Origin of the sequence: Sphingomonas japonica, from assembly GCF_006346325.1 — a bacterium.
GTDB classification, from domain to species: domain Bacteria; phylum Pseudomonadota; class Alphaproteobacteria; order Sphingomonadales; family Sphingomonadaceae; genus Sphingomonas; species Sphingomonas japonica.
This window is the reverse complement of sequence record NZ_VDYR01000001.1, coordinates 1,837,223-1,858,974: the sequence shown is the minus strand read 5'-3', so window position 1 is coordinate 1,858,974 and position 21,752 is coordinate 1,837,223. Positions and strand designations below refer to the sequence as shown.

Genomic DNA, 21,752 nt, shown 5'->3' with positions numbered 1-21,752 from the left:
TGATTCCATGACCGAGGACGAAGCGATGAACGCTCACATCGTGCGCCCCGCCCGCCTGGGGGGCCTTCACTCCGCTGCTTTACCGATCGCATCGTCGCGGTCGGTAAGCGCCGGTGGCATCGACCGGGACATCTTGCCCGGCGCGGCAGCCGACATGATCGTCGAAATGGTGACCTTCGGCGATCGGCAACCTATCGCGGTCGGCCCACGGCCGGCCGAGTATCTCTGCCGCCTCGCCGATGGTTGGGCCTATCGCGAGCACATCCTTCGCAACGGTGCCCGCCAGATCACGGACGTGCTGGTCCCCGGCGATCTCATCCCGGCAGCCATGTTCGCGCGTCGGGAGACCATCGCATGCGGCGCGGCGCGCGTGATGATCCTCAGCGAGGGTTGTCTGCAGGGATATGCCGCAAAGGCCCTTCAACACATGAAGGCACGCGCGCGTGAGGCCGAACTGCGTATGCTGCGCGCCCGTCTGGTGAGTCTGGGGCGCCGCGACGCTCGGACGAGGATCGCGCATCTTTTCGCCGAACTCCACGCGCGTCTCGATCGATCAGGACGCGTAGCGGGCGATACTTTCGCATGTCCCCTCACACAGGAGCAGGTCGCCGATGTTCTCGGGCTGACGCCCGTTCACGTCAATCGCACGCTTCAGAAGCTCAGAAGCGAGGGACTGCTGACGCTCAGCAGACGGAGCGCTTTCATCCCGGATATCGGTCGCCTTCGCGCCGCTGCAGGTTTCGATGCAGAAGATGAGGAATATGGCGAAGCGAGCGGCTATGACCCGCTCTGACCGGGAATATTACCGCATGCGAGCTCGCGAGGAATATGCTTGCGCGCAACGCGCGACGCATGTCTGCGCCCGTCATTCCCATCTTGCACTGTCTCGGCTGTGTGCCGAACGGTCGCAAGGCAACGTGTACGCGGTATCCCGGCGAGGCGAAGCTAATCACGACATCGCAGAAAAGATGCCAGATATCATGGTGCGATAGAGTGCGGACGACGGCGATATCGCTCGCTTGCGCGTCAACGGCGGCGGTAGGTCATGTACCACACCTCGTGGCCCTGCCGCCGCGCCTTGCGTTCGTAGCGCGTCTCCGGCCAGTCGTCGGGCCGGGTCAGGAAGTCCTGCGCACTCCCTGCCAGCCAGTCGAAATCGCGCCGCGCCGTCATCACCATCATCGACCAGCGGCAATAGGTCGGATCGTCGGTGCCAAGACGGAACTCGCCGCCGGGCTTCAGCTTGGCGGCGATGAGGTCGAGCGGACCGTGGTTGACCATGCGCCGCTTGGCGTGCCGCGCTTTGCGCCAGGGATCGGGGTGGAGAAGGTAGAGCCGGTCGAGGTTGGCGTCGGGCACCCGTTCGAGCGCCTGCAGCGCGTCGCCCATATAGAGCCGGACATTGTCGAGCCGGCCATCGCGGATGTGCGACAACGCACCGACCACGCCGTTGAGAAACGGTTCGCAACCGATGAACCCGGTGCCCGGCCGCGCCGCTGCCTGCGCGGCGAGGTGCTCGCCGGCGCCAAAGCCGATCTCGAACTCCATAGGGCGGTCGCCGCCGAACAGCGTCGCTGCGTCGAGCGGGCCGTTGTCGGGAATCGCCACGCGCGGCAGCAACTCCTCGACCAGCGCGGCCTGGCCGTGGCGCAGCTTGTGACCCTGGCGGCGGCCATAGAGCCGGCGGATGGTGGTGGGATCGTTCATCGAGCGCCCCATAGGCAGCGATCGAGAAAGGTTCAAATCCTGTCGGACCCCGATGCGCGTGCCGATGGTTCACTGTCCGAACCCAGGAGCATTTTTGATGACCGAAGCTTTCAAGACGAATCAAGGACATGGCGGTGAGACGCACCAGCAGGCGCAGGGCGATGCCGCGGTGCTGACGACCAATCACGGCGTACCGATCTTCGACAACCAGAACAGCCTGAAATCGGGCGCGCGCGGGCCGACGCTGCTTGAGGATTTCGTGCTGCGCGAGAAGATCTTCCATTTCGATCACGAACGGATTCCCGAGCGTATCGTCCATGCCCGCGGATCGGGTGCGCATGGCGTGTTCGAGGCGACCGACGATATTTCCGACCTGTCGCGGGCCGCGGTGTTCACCAAGGGCGCGAAAACCGAGGTGTTCGTGCGCTTCTCGACCGTCGCGGGCGGCGCGGGGTCGGTCGACACGCCGCGTGACGTGCGCGGGTTCGCCGTCAAATTTTACACCCGCGAAGGCAATTGGGATCTGGTCGGCAACAACATCCCGGTGTTCTTCATCCAGGACGCGCTCAAGTTTCCCGACCTCGTCCATTCGGTGAAGATGGAGGCCGACCGCGCCTATCCCCAGGCCGGCAGCGCGCACGATACCTTCTGGGACTGGGCGAGCCTGATGCCCGAGACGACGCACATGCTGATGTGGGCGATGTCCGATCGCACCCTGCCGCGTTCGTTTCGGATGATGGAAGGGTTTGGCGTCCACACGTTCAAGCTGGTCAATGCGCAAGGCAAGGCGTCGTTCGTCAAGTTCCACTGGAAGCCGAGGCTCGGACTGCAATCGACGATCTGGGACGAGGCGTTGAAGCTGCAGGCGGCGGACAACGACTATCAGCGCCGCGACTTGTGGGAAGCGATCGACACCGGCGATTTTCCGCAATGGGACCTCGGCATCCAGGTTTTCGACGAAGCCTTCGCCGAAGCGCAGCCCTATGACGTGCTCGACGCGACCAAATTGATCCCGGAGGACGACGTGCCGGTGCGGATCATCGGCACGCTGACGCTCAACCGCAATCCTGACAATTTCTTCGCCGAGACCGAGCAGGTCGCATTCCTGCCGAGCAACATCGTGCCGGGGATCGATTTCTCGAACGACCCGCTGCTGCAGGGACGGCTGTTCAGCTATCTCGACACGCAGAACTCCCGGCTGGGCACCACCAACTTCCACCAGATCCCGATCAACGCCCCGCGCTGCCCGTTCGGCAATTTTCAGCGCGACGGCAAGATGCAGACGCAGGTGCCCAAGGGTCGCGCCAATTACGAGCCCAACAGCCTCGCCGCACATGGCGAGGAAGGTGGTCCGCGCGAAAGCGCCGAGCGCGGCTTCGTCACGACCAACGCCGCGACGGGGCCAGACGAGCAGGGCGAAAAGCTGCGCGTGCGAGCCGAACTCTTTGCCGATCACTACAGCCAGGCGCGGCTGTTCTACCGGTCGCAGGACGCGCATGAGCAGGCGCATATCGCCTCGTCGTTTGTGTTCGAGCTGTCCAAGGTCGGGCTGCTCGATCAGGTGCCGCCGCGCATGGTCGGCAACCTGCGCAATGTCGACGAGGAGCTTGCCAAGCGGGTTGCCGATGGGCTGGGGATCGACTTGCCCGAAAGGAACGACGCGGCGCGCGAGCCGGTCGATATGGACCCGTCGGACGCGCTGTCGATCCACAAGAACATGAAGGCGACACTCGAAGGCCGCGCGGTCGGCATCCTCATCGCCGACGGCAGCGATGCGGGTGAGATCGACGCGCTGGTCGCGGCGGTCGAGAGCGCGAAGGGCAAGGCGGTACTGGTCGCGCCCAAGGTTGGCGGCGCGAAACTGTCCGACGGCAGCGTGCGCAAGGCGGACGGCCAGCTTGCCGGGTCGCCGTCGCAGATTTTCGACGCGGTTGCGATCGTCCTTGGCGAAGAGGGTTGCAAGGCACTCTTGAAAGAAGGCGCTGCGGTGCAGTTTGTGATGGATGCGTTCGGTCACCTAAAGGCGATCGGCGCGTCCGCTGCGGCCAGGCCGTTGCTCGATAAGGCGGGCGTCGAGCCGGACGGCGGTGTCACCGACCTCGGCGGGTTCGTCGATGCCGCCAAGCATCGTTACTATGACCGGGAGCCGAAGGTGCGCACGCTTGCCTGACGACGGTGATATCGGGGCCGGTCTTGACGAGGCCGGCCTCGATGCTGCGATGCGCGAAGCGGCAGAAGCGCAGGATTTCGAGCGCGCAGCAGCACTGCGCAACCGGCTGATTCTATTGCGGCAAGCGGGGCAGGGCAGTGCCGGCGGCGATTTTGCCGGGCTTCAACGTCAGCAGCCGGGCGCGATGGGGATCGGATCGCAACACCCCAAGCCAGCCACGCCCCGCGACTGGAAGCGGCCCGCCAAACCCGACCCGATGACGCGCGGCCGCAGCCGCTGATCGAAGCGGCAGGACCGTCGCCGTCGGCGGCGGTCCCGTCCTCGCTCAGTCCGCGAGCGCAGCCTTGAGATCGTCGATCAGATCAGTGCGTTCCCAAGGGAAGCTGTCGCCTTCGGGCGTACGCCCGAAATGGCCATAGGCGGCGGTCTTGCGATAGATCGGCTTGTTGAGGCCGAGATGCGTGCGAATGCCGCGCGGGGTGAGACCGCCGAGCTTGTCGATCCGGCCGATCGCGGCCTCCAGAACGTCGTCGCCGACGCTGCCGGTGCCGTGCGTGTCGACATAAAGCGACAGCGGCTTCGATACGCCGATCGCATAGGCCAGCTGGATGGTGCAGCGCTGGGCGAGCCCGGCCGCGACGATGTTCTTCGCCAGATAGCGCGTGATGTATGCGGCGGAGCGATCGACCTTGGTCGGATCCTTGCCGCTGAACGCGCCGCCGCCGTGTGGTGCCGCGCCGCCATAGGTGTCGACGATGATCTTGCGCCCGGTCAGCCCCGCGTCGCCATCGGGCCCGCCGATCTCGAAGCTGCCGGTCGGGTTGATGTGATAGACGGTATCGTCCGACAGCAACTCCGCGGGAATGACGTCGGCAACGACCGACTTCACATAAGCATGAAGCGCGGCTTCCTTGTCGCCGGTATCGTATCCCGGCGCATGCTGGGTGGACACGACGACCGCGGTGCATGCGACCGGCTTGCTGCCGTCATAGCGCAGCGTCACCTGGCTCTTGGCATCGGGCTCGAGGAACGGCGCCTTCTTCGAATGGCGGTCGGCGGACATCTGCTCGAGGATCTTGTGGCTGTAATAGAGCGTCGCCGGCATCAGGTCGGGCGTGTCGTCGGCGGCATAGCCGAACATGATGCCCTGATCGCCTGCACCTTCGTCCTTGTTGCCGCTGGCATCGACGCCCTGCGCGATGTGTGCCGACTGCGCGTGCAGATTGTTCTCGAAGCGCAGCGTCTCCCAATGGAAGCCGGCCTGTTCGTAGCCAATTTCCTTGACGGTGTGGCGGACGGTCCGCTCGATTTCCTCCAGCGCGCCGGCCGCCCATTCGCCATTCTCGAACACGCCCTTGCAGCGGATTTCGCCAGCCAGCACGACGAGCTGAGTCGTCGTCATGGTTTCGCAGGCGATCCGTGCTTCGGGATCCTTGCCGAGGAACAGATCGACGATCGCGTCCGAGATCTGGTCCGCGACCTTGTCGGGATGGCCTTCGGACACCGATTCGGACGTGAAGAGATAGTTGGTGCGCATGGATTTCCTCGTGATGCGGAGCCCGGCCACGGCCGGACTTCAAGATATAAAGCTATCGTTATATCTGCCCTAGCGACCGCGGCGACGGATGGCAACGGCGCCGGCCAGCAGCAAGGCAGCGACAATCGCTGCAGCCCAGTTGCCGATGCGCGAAAAGGGCGTTGGGGGCAGCGGGCGGGGAATGCGCGCTTCGACCGCACCGCTGGTCTCGTGCGGGATCGACGCGACGATGCGGCCGTCGGCATCGATCACCGCGGAGATGCCGGTCGGCGTCGACCGTACGATCGGCACGCCTTCCTCCAGCGCGCGCATTCGTGCCTGCGCCAGATGCTGGGGCGGACCCCAGCGCCCGAACCACCCGTCGTTCGACGGATTGAACAGCAGGTCGGGACGGTTGCCGCGATCGACGACTTCGCCTGAGAAAATGATCTCGTAGCAGATCTGCATGCCGACCCGGCCAAAGCCCGGTACGTCCAGCGTCCGCGGCCCCGGCCCTTCGAGGAAATCGATGTCGCCCTGCACCAGCCGGGCGAGGCCAAGCTCGCCGAGGATCGGCCGCATCGGCAGATATTCGCCATAAGGCACCAGATGCGCCTTGTCGTAGCGCCCGCCGAGCCTGCCGTCCGGCCCGACGACATAGATCGAGTTGCCCGCGCCCGCGAGCGAGCCGTCGGGCGCCAGGTTGAGTGCCGTCGACCCGACCAGCGCGATGTCGTCGGCGTCGAGTATGCGGGCGATGCTGGCGCGCACAGCTTCGGGACGGCCGCGCGCATACCAGGCGTCGGGATAGCCCGACTCCAGATAATAGTTCACCGCGCCCTCGGGCCACACCACCAGCCGCGGCCCGGGGGTGTCGCTGATGCTGAGAGCGATCATCTTGCGCAGGATCGCGGCGTTGTAGTCGGGATCGTCGAGCGCCGCCTGCTGCCCGATATTGGGCTGGACCACGCGCAGCGTGGCGGCGGCGGGGGGCGGGGGCGCCGCACCGATGCCGAACAGCGCCGCCGCGCCCAGCGCGCCGAACGCGGCGCCCGCCAGCCCAAATCGGCGCTGCTGGATCAGCAGCAGCGCGCCGGCCGCGACGATGGTGATCCCCGACAGGCCGTACGTACCGGTCAGCCGCGCGATCTCCGCCACGCCCTGCACCGGCAGCCAGACGACGCCGATCGGGTTCCAGGCATAGCCGGTGAACAGGGTGGCGCGCAGCCATTCGGTGGCGATCCAGGCTGCGCCCGCGACCAATACGAACGCCCCCCCCGGCGGCGTTGCCGCGTCCCGCACCGCGCGCGGACTCGCCAGCCGCCACGCCAGCCCCATCGCCAGCATCGGATAGACGGCGAGATAGAGCGCCAGCAGGACGACCGCGCCATAGCCGAGCGTCGGCGGCATCTTATCCTGGAAATCGAAGGCGTGCTGAATCCAGTTGTTGTTCACCGTGAAGTGGCCAACGCCGAACAGCCATCCACGCAGCAGCGCCGATTTGAGGCTTGGCGCTTCGTGCGTCAGCCACAGCACTGTCGCGATTCCCAGCAGGGTCAGCGGCCACAGGTCGAGCGGTGCGAACCCCGTCGCGGCCGCGGCCCCTGCGACCAGGCAGACGAGATTGGCGACGCGGCCGGACGGGCGGCTGGACGGGCGATTGTGCGGCGGCTGCATGGGTGCGTGCTATCGCCGCGCCGCCGGGCTTGCGCAAGCGCGGGCTTTGCCGCCGGGCATTCCTGCGATAGCGATGGGCGATGTCGACACTGCGCCCGTTCCACCTCGCCTTTCCGGTCCACGACCTTTCCGCCGCGCGTGCCTTTTACGGTGGCGTGCTGGGCTGCGCCGAGGGCCGGTCCTCGGCGCGCTGGATCGACTTCGACCTGTTCGGCCATCAGATCGTCGCGCATCTCGCCGAGACAGCGACCAGATTGGCGGCGAGCAACCCAGTCGACGGCCACGCCGTACCCGTCCCGCATTTCGGCGTGGTCCTGACCATGGCCGACTGGCAGGCACTGGCGAGGCGCGTAGAGGCCGTGGGCATAGCGTTCGGCATCTATCCGCATATCCGCTTCAAGGGCGAAATCGGCGAGCAGGCGACGATGTTCTTTTGCGACCCGAGCGGCAACGCGCTCGAGTTCAAGGCGTTTGCCGACGATGCGATGCTGTTTGCCAAGGACCCGACATGACCCAGCCGGTTGAAATCGACATTCCCCACAAGCTCGGCCGCGACGCCGCCCGCGACCGCATTGGCGGCGGAATCGGCAAGCTGGCGGGGATGTTCCCCGGCGGCGCCGCGGTCGATCACCGCTGGGAAGGCGACACGATGCATTTCACCGTGGCCGCGATGGGGCAGCGGGTGGCATGTCGCCTCGATGTCGCCGACACCAATGTCCATGCCGCAATCGACCTTCCCCCGTTTCTGGGCTTGTTTGCCGCCAAGATCCGCGAAAAGCTCGCCAAGGTGGGGCCGACCCTGCTGCGCTGACCCGCCGGAACCGCGGCGACTGGCAGGGGTTGTCGAACCTGATGTAGATTAAAGGGGTGTTGGCGATGGTCCGCGAGATGTTCTGGGTGAGCGGAATGGCGATCTTCGCCGCGGCGTGCAGCGACGGGCCACCCGCACCGGACGGCACCGAGATCGTCCGCAACGGCGTGGTGATGGCGGAAGACGCAGCCACCGCGAGCGATGTCGCCGATGCTACCGCGACCGGCCCGGGCACGGCGTTCGGCCTGACCGCTGACCAGATCGACGATGCCGAACTGGTCGATGGCAGCGATGCCGAACTTGGCGAGATCGAGCATCTGTTGATCGGCGCCGACGGCGCAGTGGTCGGCCTCATCGCCGAGATCGGCGAGACCGATCGCGATGTTCAGGTACCGCTGACCGGACTGCGCGCCGTCAAGCGCGGCGGCGACTGGGACCTGGTCACGACGATGACCGCCGAGCAGTTGCTGGCGCTGCCCAACGAAGACGCGCCGCTTGCCGCCGGGGTCACGGTGCGGCGCTGACGCGCCAGATGACGTTGCCGACATCGTCGGCGACGAGCAGTGCGCCCGAACGGTCGGCGATGACCCCGACCGGACGTCCGCGCGCATCCCCCTCGTCGTTAAGGAAACCGGTGAGCACGTCGACCGGCTTGGCACCGGGCACGGGGAAGCCGTTCGGCGCGAACGGCACGTAGACGACCTTGTATCCCGATGCGGGCACGCGGTTCCACGAGCCATGCTGGCCGACGAACGCTCCCCTGGCGAACCGCGGACCGAGCTTTGCTTCGCCAGCGAAGCTGAGCCCCAGCGAGGCGGTATGCGGTCCCAGCGCATAGTCGGGACGGGCGGTGTATTCGAGCAGGTCGGGACGTTCGGTCTCCACCCGTGGATCGACATAGCCACCCCAATAGCTGTACGGCCAGCCGTAGAAACCGCCGAATTCGACCTGCGTCATATAGTCGGGCGGCGTATCCGATCCCAGCATGTCGCGTTCGTTGACGACGGTCCACAGGCGGCGGGTGTCGGGATTGATCGCCATCCCCACCGGATTGCGCAGCCCCGCCGCAAAGATGCGCGACGTCTTCGTCGCCGGGTTAACCTCCAGGATCAGGGCGCGACCCTCCTCAGCGGCGATGCCGTTATCGGCGATGTTCGTGGCCGATCCGACGCTGACGAACAGTGTGTCGCCGTCCGGATTGGCGACGACGTTGCGCGTCCAGTGATTGCCGCCACCGGGAAGGTCGATGATCTTTTCCGGCGCCGCCGTGATCCTGGTCTGACCGACCGTGAACGGGAAGCGCACCAGCGCATCGGTATTGGCAACGTACAGCCAGGGTCCAACAACGGCCATGCCGAACGGGGAATTGAGCCCGGTCAGCAGTACCGACCGCGCCTCCGCCACGCCGTCGCCATTCGCGTCGCGCAGCAGGGTGATACGGTTCGCCGAAGGCACCCCGGCCCCGGCGCGGCCCATCAGCCAGTTCATCACCGTGCCGGTGATGCCGCCGCCCTCGCGCGGGGGCGAGTTGGTCTCCGCAACCAGCACGTCGCCATTGGCAAGGGTGAGCATCCAGCGCGGATGATCGAGCCCGCTGGCGAACGGCTGAACACGCAGCCCGGCCGCGGCGGTCGGCGCGGCGCCGTTCCACCCGATCGGGTCCGCGATGTTGACCGTCGGCAGCACCTGCGTGCGCGCCGCAGCGATCTGCGGCGTCCGGCCGGTGACCGCGGCAACCGCGAGCCTGGCACGATCGGGCTGGAGCAGATAGATCAGGACGGCTGCGCCGATCACTACGAAGATGCCGACGACGATCAGGATGTGTTTGCGCATTGGCCCTCAGATAGTGCGTGGTGCGGCCGGGGCCAAGCGGCTTCGGATCAGCTGTCGGCCGAGGGTTCCGTTGCTGGGGGATGGAGACGCACGCGCGAGACGCGGCGTGAATCGGCTTCGAGCACTTCTAGCGTCCAGCCGCTTTCATGGCGCAGGCATTCGCCCGCTTGGGGAACGCGGCCGGCCAGGACGAACGCGAGCCCCGCCAGCGTCTCGACGTCCTCGTCAATCTCGCCCAGCCGGGGATCGATCGCCTCTGCCACGTCCTCGAGCTCGGCGCGGGCATCGGCTTCCCAGCCGCCGTCATCGAGCGGGATCAGCAGGTTGATGGGCGCGTCGTCATGCTCGTCCTCGATCTCGCCGACGATCTCCTCGACCAGATCCTCGATGGTGATGAGGCCTTCGGTTCCCGAATACTCATCGAGCACCACTGCCAGGTGGACGCGCCCGCCCTGCATCCGCGTTAGCAGGTCGAGCGCGCCCATCGACTGCGGGACATAAAGCGGCTGGCGGACCAGCTCGCGGATCGTTTCGGGATGCGGCGCATCGGTCGCGAGGATATTGAACACGTCCTTGATGTGCACCATGCCGACAACTGTATCGAGGTTGCCGCGATAGACCGGCAAGCGGCTGTGACCGGCATCGGCGAACAGCGCGACGACTTCCGCGAAGCTGGTGGTTTCCTCTACCGCGATGATGTCGGCACGCGGCACGCCCATGTCGCCGGCGTCGCGCTCGCCGAAATGCAGCAGGTTGCGGATCATCTGCAGTTCGAGCGGGGCAAGGTCGCCCGCGACCGGGCGTCCCCCTTCGGCCTCATGCTCGGCGATGATCTCCTCGATCTGGTCGCGCAGCGTCTCGCCCTGTTCGGTGCCGAACAGCATCGCGCGCAGGCCGCGCCATATGCCGCCTTCGCTGCCGGATTGCCCGCCTTCGCTGCCAGTTGCGTCTTCCGACATCAGCTTCGTTCAATCCTCGCGAACCGGATAGGGGTCGTGCAGTCCGAGGCTCTCGAGCGTGATCCGCTCGATCTGCTCCATCGCCTCGGCATCGGCGTCTCCCTGATGGTCATAGCCCAGCAGATGCAGGCAGCCATGCACTATCAAGTGGGCGGCATGATCGGCAAGCGCGATCCCGCGCTCTTCCGCCTCGTCGGCGCATACGCCGCGCGCCAGCACGATGTCGCCGAGCAGCACCTCGCCATCGTCGCTGTTGAGGGTAACCGCATCGAGCAGATCGGGCTGCACCATCGGAAACGACAGTACGTTGGTCGGCCGGTCCTTCTGCCGGTACTGCCGGTTGAGCGTCTGCACCTCGTCGTTCGACGTCAGCCGCACCGCGACCTCGATCAGCACCGGATGCGCGATCCATTCGGCGTAGGGCGTGCGCGCGATCGCGGCGGCGATTGCGGCCTCGGCATGCGCGTCCCAGTCGATATCGGCCGACCAGCCCTCTTCGCGCAGCACGGCGACGTCGATCATGCACCAGGCCCTTCATAGGCATCGACGATGCGCCCGACGATCGGGTGGCGCACGACATCGGCCGAGGTGAAACGGCAGAACGCCATTCCCTCGACGCCCTCGAGCCGTTCGACTGCATCGTTGAGGCCAGAGGAGCGCGTCCCGCCGGGCAGGTCGGTCTGGTTGGGATCGCCGCACACCACCATCCGGCTGTTCTGGCCGAAGCGGGTGAGGAACATCTTCATCTGCATCGGCGTGGTGTTCTGCGCCTCGTCGAGGATCACGAAGGCGTCGGCCAGCGTGCGCCCGCGCATGAACGCGATCGGCGCGATCTCGATCTCTCCCGATGCGATGCGCCGCTCGACCTGCTCGGCGGGAAGGCAGTCGTTGAGCGCATCGTACAAAGGCCGCAGATACGGATCGACCTTGTCCTTCATGTCGCCGGGCAGGAAGCCGAGCTTTTCGCCCGCCTCGACCGCGGGACGCGACAGAATCAGGCGCTGGACGCTGCCGGTGATAAGCTGCGCGACGGCTTGCGCCACCGCGATATAGGTCTTGCCGGTGCCCGCCGGCCCCAGCGCGAAGATGATGTCGTTCGATATCAGCTGGCGCATGTAATGCGTCTGCGCGACCGAGCGCGGTACGATCGTCTTCTTGCGCGTGCGGATCATAATCGACGGGTTGCCGCCGGTCCCGCCGCCATCGGCGCGAATGATGCCGCGCAGCGTCGGCTCGCTGGCCATCGCGATCACAGCATCGATCAGGCCGGTATCGACATCCTCGCCGCGAATCACCCGGGCATGGAGCTCCTGGAGCACCTCGCGGGCATGCGCGACCGCTTCGGCCGACCCCTCGATCAGCACGCGCTGGCCGCGGGCGTGGATGTAGACCCCGAGCCGTTCCTCGAGCGCGAGGATGTTGCTGTCAAATTCGCCAAACAGCCGTGGCAGCAACTGGGGCCGGTCGAAATTGACCTCGACTCGGCTGCGATCCCCCGACTGTGCGGGGACAGGCTTGCGGCTCATGCGATCCTTTCGGGCAGGCGGAAGGCGAGGGCATGTCCCGGGTCGATCCGGCGGGATCGGGCGGTCGGCGAACGGTGGCACTGGAATGGCGACAGGGCGGACGCGGAGCGATCGGGCTGCATGCAAAGGCGAGTGTGGCAGAGCAGCGCGATCTAGGACAGCGGTTTCGCGGTTTCGCCGTTTTGCTCGGGTCAGCGTGGCATTATGGCAACATTCCCGGTGGCTTATGCGACCAGCACCGGCCTGCCGCAGCGCATCCCGGTGACGCGCACATCGGCCTGGCCATAGCGCAGCCCGATCGCGCCGGTCGCGACGTTGACGAGACTGTCGAGCGCGGGGCCGAGCGGGATGAGCGCGGCGCCGAGCGCGTTGACGATCGGCCCGACCGGCAACGGCAGGAAGCCGCCTACCACCGGCGTCAATTCGATGGTGCGCAATAGGCTGACTGCGACCCCTTCGAGCGCATGCGACGACGAGATCGTCCGCACGCTCGCCGCATCGACTTCGGTGCCGCTGAACCGCAATTGCTGCCAGGGTTCGACGCTGCCGAGATCGACGACCGACTTTCCGTCGATATCGACCAGCAAGGTATCGACGAGGCGCGCCTTGGCGAAGGTCATGGGCGTCGAGAAATCATCGAGCTTGCCGGTATCGATGCGGGCGATGGCCGCCTTGCCGGGGCCGGTGCGTGCCTCGATCGAAACCGATCGCGTGGCGCGGGTGGCGCAGGAAATGTCCGTCAGCCGCGCTTCGGCGCTGGCCAGTTCGACGAACAGCGGCAGTTCGATCCCGGCGATCGTGCCGAGACCGCCCAGCGCGATCCCGCCGAGCTTCGCCTCGACATAGATCCGCGCCTGCGCGGTACGCAGGATCGGCGTGCCGAGTTCGGTGATCGAGATCCACGGCGATCCTTGCGGGCGCTCGCCGATTGCCACGCGCACCCGGGTCCGCGCCAGACCGGGAACGGTCGCGCCCAGGTCGAGATCGACCTGTCGCACGCCCGAGCCGTGCTGGAGCAGCGTGCTCAGCATCGCCATCGCATTGACCCGGACCAGCCCGGCCTCGCCGCGGTCGAGATCGCCGATCGGGCCGAGATCGAACAAGGGTGCCAGCGCGACGGTGCCGCCGCCCGCGGCGTCGGCCAGCCCCGCCAGCGCGTTCCGCGCGGTCGCGTCGCCGACCACCGCCGCCATCGCGTCGAGCAGTTGCGATCGCGTCACCTGCGCCGCAAGAACGTCGTCATAGCTGACAGCACCGAGCGAGGCGGTGGTGCGGAGCGCACCCAGAAACGCCAGCAAGTCGATATCGGTGCCGATCAGCGCGTTATAGTCCATCACGCTGAGCGACACGCTGCTTCCCGTCAGCGCGCCGAGCAGCCCGTTGAGCAGTCCGCCATCGACCGCGGCGAGGCGGCTGCCGATCGAGAAGGCGGCATAGTCGCTGCGCATTGCAGTGCCGGTGCGCGCCACAGCGACATGCCGCGCGCCGAAGATCCGGGCGAAATAGGTCGGGGCCCCGCCCTCCAGCCGCACGCGCACCGCATTGACCGCGCCGGTGGCATCGAACCGGTCGGCGACGGGGATGGCGGCATCGCGGCGATACCGGCCGCGTGTCGCCTCGGTGGTGACCGAGCCGGTCCATCCCGATTCGGCGACCACGGCTTCTGCGGTAGCCTGCGCCCTGGCCGGATTGCCCGCAGCCGCCAGCGCAGCAGCGTCGGCGATGCCCTGCAGCCGCCGCGATTCCAGCTGCGCCGCGCCGAGATCGACCGCCAGCGCCGCCGAGCCGATCAGCATCGGCAGGCCGCACGCGAAGATCGGGCCGATCCCGCCGCGCCGCCCGAGGCGAAGCCGCCGCATCACGATGCCTCGCCAATGCGCGCAGCGGCGCGGCGCACGATCGTGCTCGGCGGCATCGGGACGATCGGGACCGAGAACATCGCCCCGTCCGAGGCATCGACCGCGACATCGACTTCGATGCGCCCGGACTGTTCGCGCACGACACTGGTCAGGTTTTCGGCATCGACGATGCCCAGCGCGGCGCCGCCGTCGTCGACTGCAGCGGTGGCGATCGCTTCGCGTTCCTGCGCGGTGACCCCGGCGATCGCGACGCGGGCGGCGTCGTTGGCAAGCTGCTGCGCACTATGCGCGAGCAGGAAATACTGGCCATAACCGACTATGCCGAGCAACAGCAGCACCAGCACCGGCGCGGCGATTGCGAATTCGATCAGCGCGGCGGCGCGGCGGTCGCCAAAGGCGGCGGTGCGAAAGGTTCGAATAGCCATTTTGCAAGGCTAGCGGGCATGGTTCACCAACCGGCTAGCCGACCACGGCCGCCACTTGCGTAATTCACGTCATCTCCAAGCCGGCGAAGCGCGCGATTCGCTCGAAAACGGGGCGATATCCCGCAACTTGCGTAAAGCTATCGAACGCGCGGGCCACCATATGGCAGCGGCGGCGGCGGGCGGCGATCGCGGCGCGGCAGCTGCGCCTGATAGGCATGGCCGCAATGATCGACGCAATAGGGGAAGCCGGGATTCACCTTGTCGCCGCAGAAATGGAAATCAGGCTCGCCGGGATGACCGATCGGCCATTTGCAGATGCGGTCGTTGAGATCGAGCAGCGACGTCTTGCCGGCCACCGCATCGGACGGGCGCGCCGGCACCAGCCGCCGCGGCGGGGCCGGAGTCGTCGGCGGGGCCTGTTCACCGGGATTCTGGCGAAGAAAGCCGCCCGGACCGACCGAACGCAGCACCGGTGCAGGTGCGGCGGGCTTGGCGTCCGCCACCTCACCTGCCGGTTCGGCGTCGATATCGTCGGCGACCGGAGCCGACGCGCGCACCGCGGCACTGGCGGGGCGAGGCGCAGGCGGGGTAGGGGCAGGATCGAACGGCGCAGCCTGTTCGGGTTTCGGAGCGGCGGCAGCAACCGGCTTTTTGGGCGGGGCAGGCGCAGCCTTCGGCTTGGTGGCAGGCGCCGCAGCCGGCGCCGGGGCTGCCGCCGTCCCGGCCTTGACCGGCGACGGGCGCGGCTTGAGGCCGAGGCGATGGGCCTTGCCGATCACGGCGTTGCGGCTGATCCCGCCCAGATCCTCGGCGATCTGGCTGGCGGTGCTGCCCGATTCCCACATCCGGGTCAGCGTCGCGATACGTTCTTCGGTCCAGCTCATGGTGGCAGTGGCGTCCCTGTCGTGCCGGGCGGGTTGCGACGGCGGTCGGCAGCGACTAGGCGAGCCCCTGATGACCGATCAGCCCGATACCGGCGAAAATGCGATGCCCGCCTTTGGCGTCCCGACGATTCGAAGCGTCAACTGGGCGGGATTGAAGACGCTCTATGTGAAGGAGGTGCGCCGCTTCTTCAAGGTGCAGCTGCAGACGGTGTGGGCACCGGCGATCACGACATTGCTGTTCCTGGTGATCTTCACCGTCGCGCTGGGCGGCCGCGACCGGCAGGTGCTGGGCGTGCCGTTCGCTGATTTCATCGCGCCCGGCCTCATCATCATGGGCATGCTGCAGAACGCGTTCGCCAATGCCAGCTTCTCGCTGCTGGTCGGCAAGATCCAGGGCACGATCGTCGATTATCTGATGCCGCCGCTCTCGGTCGCCGAACTGCTCGCGGCGCTGGCGGGCGGGGCGGTGACGCGGGCGCTGTGCGTCGGCGGGGCGGTGTGGCTGGCGATGGCGCTGTACGGGCTGGACGTGGTGCCGCGGCATCCGCTGGCGATCCTATGGTTCGGGCTGCTCGGGTCGTTGTTCCTCGCGCTGCTCGGCGTGCTGACGTCGATCTGGGCGGAAAAGTTCGACCATGCCGCGGCGGTGACCAACTTCGTGGTCGCGCCGCTGTCGCTGCTGTCGGGGACCTTCTATTCGGTCGAGAGCCTCGCCCCGACGTTCCGCACCATCAGCCATTTCAACCCGTTTTTCTACATCATCTCCGGCTTCCGCTACGGCTTCTTCGAACGTGCGGATTCGGACGTGACGCTGGGCGGCGCGATCCTGCTGGCGCTGAATGTCGCGCTGGGGCTGCTGTGCTACGTGCTGCTCAAGCGCGGGTGGAAGCTCAAGAACTGACCGGCGCTTGACCCTCCACGCCCTGCGCCCGTACTAAAGGCCGCAGGGCGACCGGGGGGTCGCCCTTTCGCGTTTCCCGGAGCCGTCGTTCAAGCCACAGGAGTTTCCCGATGTCGATGCCAGCGCTGATGCCCGTCTATCCGCGGTGCGAGGTGCGTCCGGTGCGCGGTGAGGGGGTGTATCTGATCGGCGAGCAGGGCGAGCGCTATCTCGACTTCGCGGCCGGGATCGCGGTCAACTGCCTTGGTCACGGCCATCCCCACCTGACGCAAGCGATCCAGCAGCAGGCGGCGACGCTGATGCACGTGTCGAACCTGTACGGCAGCCCGCAGGGCGAGGCACTTGCGCAGCGGATCGTCGCCAACAGTTTCGCCGACACGGTGTTTTTCACCAACTCGGGTGCCGAGGCGGTTGAGTGCGCGATCAAGACCGCGCGCCGCTATCACTTCGCCAATGGCAATCCGCAGCGCAACACGCTGATCACGTTCAACATGGCGTTCCACGGGCGCACGCTCGGTGCGATCTCGGCGACCAACCAGGCCAAGATGCGCGACGGCTTCGAGCCGCTCCTGCCCGGGTTCGAATATGCGACCTTCAACGATCTGGAGGGCGCGCTCGCGCTGATCGGCGATCACACCGCCGGGTTCCTTGTCGAGCCGGTACAGGGCGAAGGCGGTATCCGCGTCGCGTCGCAGGAGTTTCTCCAGGGCCTGCGCAAGGCATGCGACGAGCACGGCCTGCTGCTGGTGCTCGACGAGGTGCAGTGCGGCTATGGCCGGACCGGCACGTTGTTCGCGCACGAGCAATATGGCGTGCGCCCCGACATCGTCGCGTCGGCCAAGGGCATTGCCGGTGGTTTCCCGCTCGGCGCGTGTCTCGCGACCGAAGACGCGGCCAAGGGCATGGTGTTCGGCACCCACGGCTCCACCTATGGCGGGAATCCGCTGGCGATGGCGGCGGGCGAGGCGGTGCTCGACGTGATGCTCGAGGACGGATTCTTCGATAATGTGAAGGCGATGGGCGACCGGCTGCGGTCGAGCCTGGAGCAGATGATCCCCAATTTCGACCATCTGTTCGAGGAAGTGCGCGGCATGGGGCTGATGCTGGGGCTCAAGCTCAAGAGCGACAGTCGGCGGTTCGTCGCGCATTGCCGCGACAACCACGGCTTGCTGCTGGTCGCAGCGGGCGAGAATGTCGTGCGCATCCTACCGCCGCTGGTGATCGGCGAGGAGCACGTCGCCGAAGCGATCGAAAAATTGAGCGATGCCGCCCGGGTGTATGTGCCGGAAGCTGACGACTAAAATACCCGTTCGTCTTGAGCGAAGTCGAGAGACGCGTTCGAGCGTAGCGAGAACCGCCACGCGGGCCTCGGCCTCGCTCGGCAATGTGTCTCGACTTCGCTCGACACGAACGGGATAGGGGACGCGTACTCATGACCATCCGCCATTTCCTCGACCTTTCCTCCGCCGGCCCTGACGCGATCGCGGCGATGCTGGCCGATGCGATCGATCGCAAGGCGGCGCGCAAGGGCTGGCCCAAGGGGCGGGCCGATGCCGATGCGCCATTGGCGGGCCACACGCTGGCGATGGTGTTCGAAAAGAGCTCGACCCGCACGCGCGTCAGCTTCGACATGGCGATCCGGCAGCTGGGCGGGAGCAGCGTCGTGCTCGATTCGGCGACCACCCAGCTCGGTCGCGGCGAGACGGTCGCCGACACCGCGCGCGTGCTGTCGGGCTATTGCGACGCGATCATGGTGCGGACCGACGATCACACCAAGCTGCTGGAGATGGCAGAGCATGCCAGCGTTCCGGTCATCAACGGGCTGACCGACGACAGCCATCCATGCCAGATCGTCGCCGACCTGCTGACGATCGTTGAAAGCGGGAAATCGCTGCCCGGCCTCAAGGTCGCGTGGATGGGCGATGCCAACAACGTGCTCGCATCGATCTTCGAGGCAGGCGCGCTGATGCAGTTCGACGTCGTCGCGGCGTGTGCACAGGGGTTCGGTCCCCACGATGCGATGCTGGCACGCGGGCAGGGGCGGGCGCGATGCGTGGCTTCGCCTCGGGAAGCGATCGAGGGCGCCGATATCGTCGTCACCGACACCTGGATTTCGATGGGGCAGGAGCATGCCGAGACCAAGCTCGCCGCGCTCGCGCCCTATCAGGTCGACGCGGCGTTGATGGCGCGGGCGAAACCCGATGCGAAGTTCCTTCACTGCTTGCCCGCGCATCGCGGCGAGGAAGTGACGGCGGAAGTCATCGACGGCCCGCAATCGCTGATCTGGCCCGAGGCCGAAAACCGGCTGCATGCGCAAAAGTCGATCCTGCGCTGGTGCTTCGGGCAATTGGGGTGAGTTGTTTGGGTCGTCCAGCGTCTTATATCGCCGTAAACCCCTAACAACCGTTCGCTTCGAGCGAAGTCGAGAAGCCTTCGCCGCATCAGCGTGTCTCGATGTCTCGACTTGGCTCGACCGAGCTTCGCTCGACACGAACGGCGGAGAAGTACGTTGACGACCCCCGCCACTCGCCCCCACGACCTCGACCGCGCGGTCGGATTCACCATTCCCGAGCGTCATGCCCGCGGCCGCGTGGCGCGGCTGGGGCCGGTGCTCGACGAAATCCTGTCTGCGCACGCCTATCCGCCGGTAATCGAGCGGTTGCTCGCCGAATCGCTGACGCTGACCGCATTGCTTGGATCGACGCTCAAGGATGCGGGCGGGCAGCTAACGCTACAGGCGCAGACGCAAGGCGGGATCGTATCGCTGATGGTCTGCGATTTCCGCGGGGGCGAGCTGCGCGGCTATGTCCAGTTCGATGCCGAGCGTCTGGCCCAGCTCGGCAAGAACCCTTCGCTCTACGCGCTGTTCAACCAGGGCCACATGGCCGTGACCTTCGATCAAGCGGCGACCGGCGAGCGCTATCAGGGCATCGTCCCGCTCGACAGCGAATCGATCGCAGAGGCAGCGGAGCAATATTTTCTCCAGTCCGAACAGATTCCCAGCCTGGTGCGCATCGGGCTGGGCCGCGACAAGGACGGACAGGTCATCGCTGGCGGCCTGTTCCTGCAGCATCTTCCCGAAGGCGAGGACGGGCGCGAACGGCTGCATACCCGGCTCGACCACCCCGAATGGGAAACCGTCGCGGCGCTGGGATCGACGATGGCTGCCGACGAACTCGCCGACCCCGCGCTGCCGCTCGAGAACCTGATCTGGCGGCTGTTCAACGAGGAGCGCGAGGTGCGGCTGCTGTCGGGAGTGGAATTCGTGCGCGGGTGCCGCTGCGACGCCGACTATATCGCATCGGTCCTCGCCAAGTTCACGCCCGAGGATCGCGCGGAAATGGCGGATGCGCAGGGGATGATCCAGGTGGATTGCGCATTTTGCGCGCGCAAGTTCCCGGTCGCGGCGGGATCGGTACCCGATGCCGAATCTATTTCTGAACGGGGCTGACTGATATTGTAACGCGTCCGCGGTGCTCCCATCTGATAGCGCGCGGACGCGGGGGCAGGTTGGCTTCGCGCACGCCGGAGGGCAGGCAGATGACGCGACGAACCCGGGGGATTGCGATCGGCATCGCGGCAATGCTCGCCACCGCTGCGGGTGCGCAGGAAGCGCGGGCGCCGTCGCTGGCCGCGCTCAAGTCGGTCGAGACCGGTCGCTGGCAGATCCACGAGATCGGGACGAAGGGGCGGGACCGCGCGGTGTGCGTGCGCGATCCGCAGCGCCTATTGCAGATGCGGCACCCCGGCCAGCGCTGCGCCCGGTTCGTCATCGATGACACGCCGAATCTGGCTACCGTTCATTATACCTGCCCCGGCGCCGGGCACGGTCGCAGCACGCTCAAGGTCGAGGCGCCCGGGCTGATCGACATCCAGACGCAGGGGCTGGCCGGTGGCCTGCCGTTCGACGCGCGCTACGAGGCACGCCGGCAGGGCGGCTGCTGATCCGCTCTACGTTAGCGGGATATTTATGTGCCGCGCTCAGGATGGCGGCAAGGGGTTGAGGAGCCGTATCCTCCCCCGTTCGGATTTTCTCCCGATACGGCATCCTGGGCCGCCCTTGACCGGGCGGCCCGTTTTCTGTCCGCGGCCTGCCGATTGCGCTCGGCGCGGCATCGGCTTAACGCGGGCCGATCATGACAAATGGCAAACTGGCGGTCGCGCTGATCTCGGGCGGTCTCGATTCGATGGTGTCGGCGGCCTTGGCTCGCGAGGCGGGCTATCGGCTGCTGGCGCTGTCGATCGACTATAACCAGCGGCATCAGGTGGAACTGGCGGCGGCGCGGCGGATCGCGGCATTGCTCGGGGCGGAGCGTCATGTTGTGCTGCCGATCGACCTGTCGGCATTCGGCGGATCGGCGCTTACCGCCGACATCGCCGTTCCAAAGACCGGGGTAGGGACCGATATCCCCGTTACCTATGTGCCCGCGCGCAACACCATTTTCCTCAGCCTCGCACTGGGCTGGGGCGAGGCGGCGGGTGCTCGCGATCTGTTCATCGGTGTCAATGCGCTCGACTATTCGGGCTATCCCGACTGCCGCCCCGAGTTCATCGCCGCGTTCGAAGCGCTTGCCGACCTTGCGACCAAGGCCGGGGTGGAAGGCGACCGGTTTCGTATCCACGCGCCGCTTCAGCACATGACCAAGGCCGATATCGCGCGCGAGGCCGACCGGCTTGGTATCGATGCCGGGATGTCGTGGTCGTGCTACGATCCAGCGCCGGGCAGCCTGCATTGCGGAGCGTGCGACAGCTGCAGGCTGCGCGCCAAGGGGTTCGCCGAGGCGGGCCTGCCCGATCCCACCGCCTATGCGACGACGCCCGCGATCGGCTGATGCCATGAGCTATGCGGTCAAGGAACTGTTCCTCACGCTCCAGGGCGAAGGCGTCCATGCCGGGCGGCGCGCGGTGTTCGTGCGCTTTGCCGGATGCAATTTGTGGTCGGGCCTCGAGCGCGACCGCGCGCGGGCGGTCTGCAAATTCTGCGACACCGATTTCGTCGGCATCGACGGGCCGGGCGGGGGCAGGTTCGCCGATGGTGCGGTACTGGCCGACGCGGCAGCGTCCGCCTGGGGACCCGATCGCGACCGGCGCTTCGCCGTGCTGACCGGGGGCGAGCCGATGCTGCAGATCGACGACGCGCTCGTCGATGCGCTGCATGACCGGGGGTTCGAGATCGCAATCGAGACCAACGGCACCTTGCCTGTCCATCCCGGTATCGACTGGGTCTGCGTGAGCCCCAAGGCGGGGAGTCACGTCGTCCAGCGCTCGGGCGACGAACTCAAGCTGGTCTGGCCGCAGGCCGGGTCCGATCCCGACGAATGCGAGCGCTGGGACTTCGCGCATCGCCTCGTCCAGCCGCTCGACGATCCCGATTACGAGCACAACCGCGCCGCAGCGATCGCATTTGCGATGGAGCGGCCGCGGTGGCGGCTGTCGCTCCAGACCCACAAGCTGCTCGGGCTGCGCTAGCGCGCGGCGCGCATC

At 66.8% G+C, this 21,752-nt stretch carries 23 protein-coding genes; 13 read left to right on the top strand and 10 right to left on the bottom strand.

The genetic code is table 11. The features are described 5' to 3' along the window. Positions 1 to 7 precede the first annotated feature (7 nt). Positions 8 to 793, top strand: a complete 786-nt coding sequence (locus FHY50_RS09200; protein WP_140048165.1) for a Crp/Fnr family transcriptional regulator — start codon at positions 8 to 10, stop codon at positions 791 to 793. Positions 794 to 1,026: 233 nt separating this feature from the next. Here the strand turns inward: FHY50_RS09200 and trmB are convergent, their stop codons facing one another. Further along, positions 1,027 to 1,707, bottom strand: a complete 681-nt coding sequence (gene trmB / locus FHY50_RS09195) for a tRNA (guanine(46)-N(7))-methyltransferase TrmB (RefSeq protein ID WP_140048164.1) — start codon at positions 1,705 to 1,707, stop codon at positions 1,027 to 1,029. Positions 1,708 to 1,804: 97 nt separating this feature from the next. Between trmB and FHY50_RS09190 the strand changes: the two genes are divergently transcribed. After that, positions 1,805 to 3,877: a catalase gene (locus FHY50_RS09190; protein ID WP_140048163.1), complete on the top strand. Its 2,073-nt coding sequence runs from the start codon at positions 1,805 to 1,807 to the stop codon at positions 3,875 to 3,877. Next, positions 3,870 to 4,157, top strand: coding sequence for a UvrB/UvrC motif-containing protein (locus FHY50_RS09185; RefSeq protein WP_337250270.1), 288 nt, complete (start codon positions 3,870 to 3,872; stop codon positions 4,155 to 4,157). Before FHY50_RS09190 ends, FHY50_RS09185 begins: the two co-directional genes overlap by 8 nt. A gap of 45 nt (positions 4,158 to 4,202) precedes the next feature. Here the strand turns inward: FHY50_RS09185 and metK are convergent, their stop codons facing one another. Both metK and lnt read right to left on the bottom strand, forming a co-directional pair. After that, the gene (gene metK / locus FHY50_RS09180; protein ID WP_140048162.1) at positions 4,203 to 5,414 is read right to left on the bottom strand and encodes a methionine adenosyltransferase; all 1,212 of its coding nucleotides are present in this window, start codon (positions 5,412 to 5,414) and stop codon (positions 4,203 to 4,205) included. 69 nt (positions 5,415 to 5,483) lie between these two features. After that, complete coding sequence (gene lnt, locus FHY50_RS09175; RefSeq protein WP_140048161.1) at positions 5,484 to 7,070, bottom strand: apolipoprotein N-acyltransferase; 1,587 nt, start codon at positions 7,068 to 7,070, stop codon at positions 5,484 to 5,486. A gap of 80 nt (positions 7,071 to 7,150) precedes the next feature. On the opposite strand from lnt, the gene FHY50_RS09170 reads away from it, so the two are divergent. From FHY50_RS09170 to FHY50_RS09160, 3 genes are all read left to right on the top strand, one after another. Continuing rightward, complete coding sequence (locus tag FHY50_RS09170) at positions 7,151 to 7,582, top strand: VOC family protein (protein WP_140048160.1); 432 nt, start codon at positions 7,151 to 7,153, stop codon at positions 7,580 to 7,582. Next, positions 7,579 to 7,881, top strand: coding sequence for a polyhydroxyalkanoic acid system family protein (locus FHY50_RS09165; protein ID WP_140048159.1), 303 nt, complete (start codon positions 7,579 to 7,581; stop codon positions 7,879 to 7,881). Before FHY50_RS09170 ends, FHY50_RS09165 begins: the two co-directional genes overlap by 4 nt. Before the next feature lie 65 nt (positions 7,882 to 7,946). Further along, the gene (locus tag FHY50_RS09160) at positions 7,947 to 8,405 is read left to right on the top strand and encodes a PRC-barrel domain-containing protein (RefSeq protein WP_140048158.1); all 459 of its coding nucleotides are present in this window, start codon (positions 7,947 to 7,949) and stop codon (positions 8,403 to 8,405) included. On the opposite strand, the gene FHY50_RS09155 is transcribed toward FHY50_RS09160, so the two are convergent. From FHY50_RS09155 to FHY50_RS09125, 7 genes are all read right to left on the bottom strand, one after another. Next, the gene (locus FHY50_RS09155; RefSeq protein ID WP_140048157.1) at positions 8,389 to 9,714 is read right to left on the bottom strand and encodes a PQQ-dependent sugar dehydrogenase; all 1,326 of its coding nucleotides are present in this window, start codon (positions 9,712 to 9,714) and stop codon (positions 8,389 to 8,391) included. The genes FHY50_RS09160 and FHY50_RS09155 overlap by 17 nt on opposite strands. A 47-nt stretch (positions 9,715 to 9,761) precedes the next feature. Then, positions 9,762 to 10,673, bottom strand: a complete 912-nt coding sequence (locus tag FHY50_RS09150; protein WP_140048156.1) for a hemolysin family protein — start codon at positions 10,671 to 10,673, stop codon at positions 9,762 to 9,764. Between the two features lie 9 nt (positions 10,674 to 10,682). After that, on the bottom strand, positions 10,683 to 11,195 hold the full coding sequence (gene ybeY, locus FHY50_RS09145; protein ID WP_140048155.1) for an rRNA maturation RNase YbeY: 513 nt from the start codon (positions 11,193 to 11,195) through the stop codon (positions 10,683 to 10,685). Beyond that, positions 11,192 to 12,199 carry a PhoH family protein gene (locus FHY50_RS09140; protein ID WP_140048154.1) on the bottom strand — a complete coding sequence of 336 codons (1,008 nt, stop codon included), beginning with the start codon at positions 12,197 to 12,199 and terminating at the stop codon, positions 11,192 to 11,194. The genes ybeY and FHY50_RS09140 overlap by 4 nt, the downstream gene beginning before the upstream one ends. Positions 12,200 to 12,423: 224 nt before the next feature. Then, positions 12,424 to 14,058 carry a pilus assembly protein TadG-related protein gene (locus tag FHY50_RS09135; RefSeq protein ID WP_140048153.1) on the bottom strand — a complete coding sequence of 545 codons (1,635 nt, stop codon included), beginning with the start codon at positions 14,056 to 14,058 and terminating at the stop codon, positions 12,424 to 12,426. Next, a complete protein-coding gene (locus FHY50_RS09130) occupies positions 14,058 to 14,483 on the bottom strand; it encodes a TadE/TadG family type IV pilus assembly protein (protein ID WP_140048152.1) in 426 nt (141 codons plus the stop codon). The genes FHY50_RS09135 and FHY50_RS09130 overlap by 1 nt, the downstream gene beginning before the upstream one ends. Before the next feature lie 137 nt (positions 14,484 to 14,620). Further along, positions 14,621 to 15,367, bottom strand: a complete 747-nt coding sequence (locus tag FHY50_RS09125; RefSeq protein ID WP_140048151.1) for a GcrA family cell cycle regulator — start codon at positions 15,365 to 15,367, stop codon at positions 14,621 to 14,623. Positions 15,368 to 15,437: 70 nt separating this feature from the next. On the opposite strand from FHY50_RS09125, the gene FHY50_RS09120 reads away from it, so the two are divergent. The 7 genes from FHY50_RS09120 to queE all read left to right on the top strand — a co-directional run bounded on the left by FHY50_RS09120 (position 15,438) and on the right by queE (position 21,737). Then, positions 15,438 to 16,268: an ABC transporter permease gene (locus FHY50_RS09120; RefSeq protein ID WP_243846610.1), complete on the top strand. Its 831-nt coding sequence runs from the start codon at positions 15,438 to 15,440 to the stop codon at positions 16,266 to 16,268. Between the two features lie 110 nt (positions 16,269 to 16,378). After that, entirely contained in the window at positions 16,379 to 17,569 is a 1,191-nt protein-coding gene (locus FHY50_RS09115; protein ID WP_140048150.1) for an aspartate aminotransferase family protein, read from the top strand. A gap of 131 nt (positions 17,570 to 17,700) precedes the next feature. Then, the gene (argF, locus tag FHY50_RS09110) at positions 17,701 to 18,624 is read left to right on the top strand and encodes an ornithine carbamoyltransferase (protein WP_180345103.1); all 924 of its coding nucleotides are present in this window, start codon (positions 17,701 to 17,703) and stop codon (positions 18,622 to 18,624) included. Between the two features lie 153 nt (positions 18,625 to 18,777). Beyond that, entirely contained in the window at positions 18,778 to 19,719 is a 942-nt protein-coding gene (gene hslO / locus FHY50_RS09105) for an Hsp33 family molecular chaperone HslO (protein WP_140048149.1), read from the top strand. Positions 19,720 to 19,808: 89 nt separating this feature from the next. After that, the gene (locus tag FHY50_RS09100) at positions 19,809 to 20,213 is read left to right on the top strand and encodes a hypothetical protein (protein WP_140048148.1); all 405 of its coding nucleotides are present in this window, start codon (positions 19,809 to 19,811) and stop codon (positions 20,211 to 20,213) included. 191 nt (positions 20,214 to 20,404) lie between these two features. After that, entirely contained in the window at positions 20,405 to 21,100 is a 696-nt protein-coding gene (gene queC / locus FHY50_RS09095) for a 7-cyano-7-deazaguanine synthase QueC (protein ID WP_140048147.1), read from the top strand. Positions 21,101 to 21,104: 4 nt separating this feature from the next. After that, positions 21,105 to 21,737 carry a 7-carboxy-7-deazaguanine synthase gene (gene queE, locus FHY50_RS09090; RefSeq protein ID WP_140048146.1) on the top strand — a complete coding sequence of 211 codons (633 nt, stop codon included), beginning with the start codon at positions 21,105 to 21,107 and terminating at the stop codon, positions 21,735 to 21,737. The last annotated feature ends 15 nt before the right edge of the window (positions 21,738 to 21,752 follow it).

Coding starts and splice junctions, on each gene's coding strand:
- FHY50_RS09200 (WP_140048165.1), top strand. CDS start 8: ATGACCGAGGACGAAGCGATGAACGCTCACATCGTGCGCCCCGCCCGC.
- metK (WP_140048162.1), bottom strand. CDS start 5,414: ATGCGCACCAACTATCTCTTCACGTCCGAATCGGTGTCCGAAGGCCAT.
- FHY50_RS09150 (WP_140048156.1), bottom strand. CDS start 10,673: ATGTCGGAAGACGCAACTGGCAGCGAAGGCGGGCAATCCGGCAGCGAA.
- FHY50_RS09130 (WP_140048152.1), bottom strand. CDS start 14,483: ATGGCTATTCGAACCTTTCGCACCGCCGCCTTTGGCGACCGCCGCGCC.
- FHY50_RS09190 (WP_140048163.1), top strand. CDS start 1,805: ATGACCGAAGCTTTCAAGACGAATCAAGGACATGGCGGTGAGACGCAC.
- lnt (WP_140048161.1), bottom strand. CDS start 7,070: ATGCAGCCGCCGCACAATCGCCCGTCCAGCCGCCCGTCCGGCCGCGTC.
- argF (WP_180345103.1), top strand. CDS start 17,701: ATGACCATCCGCCATTTCCTCGACCTTTCCTCCGCCGGCCCTGACGCG.
- queE (WP_140048146.1), top strand. CDS start 21,105: ATGAGCTATGCGGTCAAGGAACTGTTCCTCACGCTCCAGGGCGAAGGC.
- trmB (WP_140048164.1), bottom strand. CDS start 1,707: ATGAACGATCCCACCACCATCCGCCGGCTCTATGGCCGCCGCCAGGGT.
- FHY50_RS09135 (WP_140048153.1), bottom strand. CDS start 14,058: ATGCGGCGGCTTCGCCTCGGGCGGCGCGGCGGGATCGGCCCGATCTTC.
- FHY50_RS09155 (WP_140048157.1), bottom strand. CDS start 9,714: ATGCGCAAACACATCCTGATCGTCGTCGGCATCTTCGTAGTGATCGGC.
- queC (WP_140048147.1), top strand. CDS start 20,405: ATGACAAATGGCAAACTGGCGGTCGCGCTGATCTCGGGCGGTCTCGAT.
- FHY50_RS09170 (WP_140048160.1), top strand. CDS start 7,151: ATGTCGACACTGCGCCCGTTCCACCTCGCCTTTCCGGTCCACGACCTT.
- ybeY (WP_140048155.1), bottom strand. CDS start 11,195: ATGATCGACGTCGCCGTGCTGCGCGAAGAGGGCTGGTCGGCCGATATC.
- FHY50_RS09165 (WP_140048159.1), top strand. CDS start 7,579: ATGACCCAGCCGGTTGAAATCGACATTCCCCACAAGCTCGGCCGCGAC.
- FHY50_RS09125 (WP_140048151.1), bottom strand. CDS start 15,367: ATGAGCTGGACCGAAGAACGTATCGCGACGCTGACCCGGATGTGGGAA.
- FHY50_RS09100 (WP_140048148.1), top strand. CDS start 19,809: ATGACGCGACGAACCCGGGGGATTGCGATCGGCATCGCGGCAATGCTC.
- FHY50_RS09115 (WP_140048150.1), top strand. CDS start 16,379: ATGTCGATGCCAGCGCTGATGCCCGTCTATCCGCGGTGCGAGGTGCGT.
- FHY50_RS09140 (WP_140048154.1), bottom strand. CDS start 12,199: ATGAGCCGCAAGCCTGTCCCCGCACAGTCGGGGGATCGCAGCCGAGTC.
- FHY50_RS09160 (WP_140048158.1), top strand. CDS start 7,947: ATGGTCCGCGAGATGTTCTGGGTGAGCGGAATGGCGATCTTCGCCGCG.
- FHY50_RS09120 (WP_243846610.1), top strand. CDS start 15,438: ATGACCGATCAGCCCGATACCGGCGAAAATGCGATGCCCGCCTTTGGC.